This window comes from Dermacoccus sp. CCH2-D9 (assembly GCF_001556795.1).
Taxonomy (GTDB): Bacteria; Actinomycetota; Actinomycetes; order Actinomycetales; family Dermatophilaceae; genus Dermacoccus; species Dermacoccus nishinomiyaensis.
On sequence record NZ_LSJT01000001.1, the window covers coordinates 1 to 1,702 of the forward strand.

General features: G+C 68.0%; 1 protein-coding gene. It reads left to right on the top strand.

Translation table 11 applies throughout. The features are described 5' to 3' along the window. Positions 1 to 410: 410 nt before the first annotated feature. Complete coding sequence (locus tag AX669_RS00005) at positions 411 to 1,634, top strand: acetyl-CoA C-acetyltransferase (protein WP_062255783.1); 1,224 nt, start codon at positions 411 to 413, stop codon at positions 1,632 to 1,634. Positions 1,635 to 1,702 lie beyond the last annotated feature (68 nt).

Below are 1,702 nucleotides of genomic sequence, written 5' to 3' on the forward strand. Positions count from 1 at the left end.
GATCACATCGGCACGCTGTTGAGTTCTCAAAACACCATCGCACACCACACGAAGCGGCGAACTTTCGCTCGCCACCCGCTCGGGGCAACTTCTTAACCGTAATCCATCCGGCTCTTGGGCGTCAATTCCGGCTCTCGCCGTCATCTCGCGCACTTGGCTCCAGATGAAGCATCAGCCGGGCCGCACCGTCGTGTACCTGCCGGACCTTCGATCATGGATCGAAGCGGGGTTTTCGCTTCCGGTGCCCGCCCTGTCGGGCTGACTTCGTAAACATTAGCCCAGGTTCTTCGGAGCGTGCAAATCGGGCCGGCCGAGCCGCTTGGGCCGTTCCCCTCCGCGGCGGGGGCGTGGCACCTAGACTCGCATCGGAAACCGTGGGCGACCGCGCCCAAAGCCGGAAGGAACACTCCATGCCTGAAGCCGTCATCGTCTCCGCAGCACGCACGCCCATCGGGCGCGCGTTCAAGGGTTCACTCAAGGATGTCCGACCCGACGACCTCGCCGCCCAGGTCGTCGAGGCCGCCCTCGCCAAGGTGCCCGACCTCGACCGCTCGCTCGTCGAGGATCTGTACCTGGGGTGCGCCGAGCCCTCCGGGCGCCACGGCAACAACATGGCTCGCGTCGTCTCGGTCCTGCTCGGGATGGACACCGTGCCGGGCGCCACCGTCAACCGCTTCTGCGCCAGCTCCGTGCAGACGACGCGCATGGCCGCTCACGCCATCAAGGCCGGCGAGGGCGACATCTTCATCTCCGCCGGCGTCGAGTGCGTCTCCCAATACACGAACTTTGCCGGTGCGGGTGCTTCGGACGACGCTGACCTCAACCCCCGCTTCGCCGACGCCATGGCCCGAACCCTCGAGACGGCCAAGACGAACGCACGCTGGAGCGACCCCCGTGAGTCGGGCGAGCTTCCCGACGTCTACATCGCGATGGGCCAGACCGCCGAGAACGTCGCCACCTACCGCGGCGTCTCCCGTCAGGAGCAGGACGAGTGGGCCGTCCGCTCGCAGAACTTCGCGGAGAAGGCCATCGCCGACGGGTTCTTCGCCCGCGAGATCGCCCCCGTCACGCTCGCGGACGGCACTGTCGTCTCCACCGATGACGGCCCCCGCGCCGGCGTCACGTACGACTCGGTCGCCGGACTCAAGCCCGTCTTCCGCGAGGAGGGCACCGTCACCGCCGGTAACTGCTGCCCGCTCAACGACGGCGCCGCGGCGCTCGTCGTCATGAGCGACGTCAAGGCCCAGCAGCTCGGCCTCAAGCCGCTCGCCCGCGTCGTCTCCACCGGCGTCAGCGGCCTCTCCCCCGAGATCATGGGCATGGGCCCCGTCGAGGCCAGCAAGCAGGCCCTCGCTCGCGCCGGAATGAGCATCGACGACATCGACCTGTACGAGATCAACGAGGCCTTCGCCGCGCAGGTGCTGCCGAGCGCCCACGACCTCGGCATGGACCTCGACAAGCTGAACGTTCACGGCGGCGCCATCGCTCTCGGCCACCCCTTCGGCTCGACCGGCGCGCGCATCACGACGACGCTGCTCAACGGACTCCAGTCCACCGACGGCCAGTTCGGCCTCGAGACGATGTGCGTCGGCGGCGGCCAGGGCATGGCCATCATCTACGAACGCCTCAACTGATCGACCCCGCTGCTCGGCGCGGCCGAGCGGCGCTGGCGATCAAGACACCGCATGACACGAACGGCGGG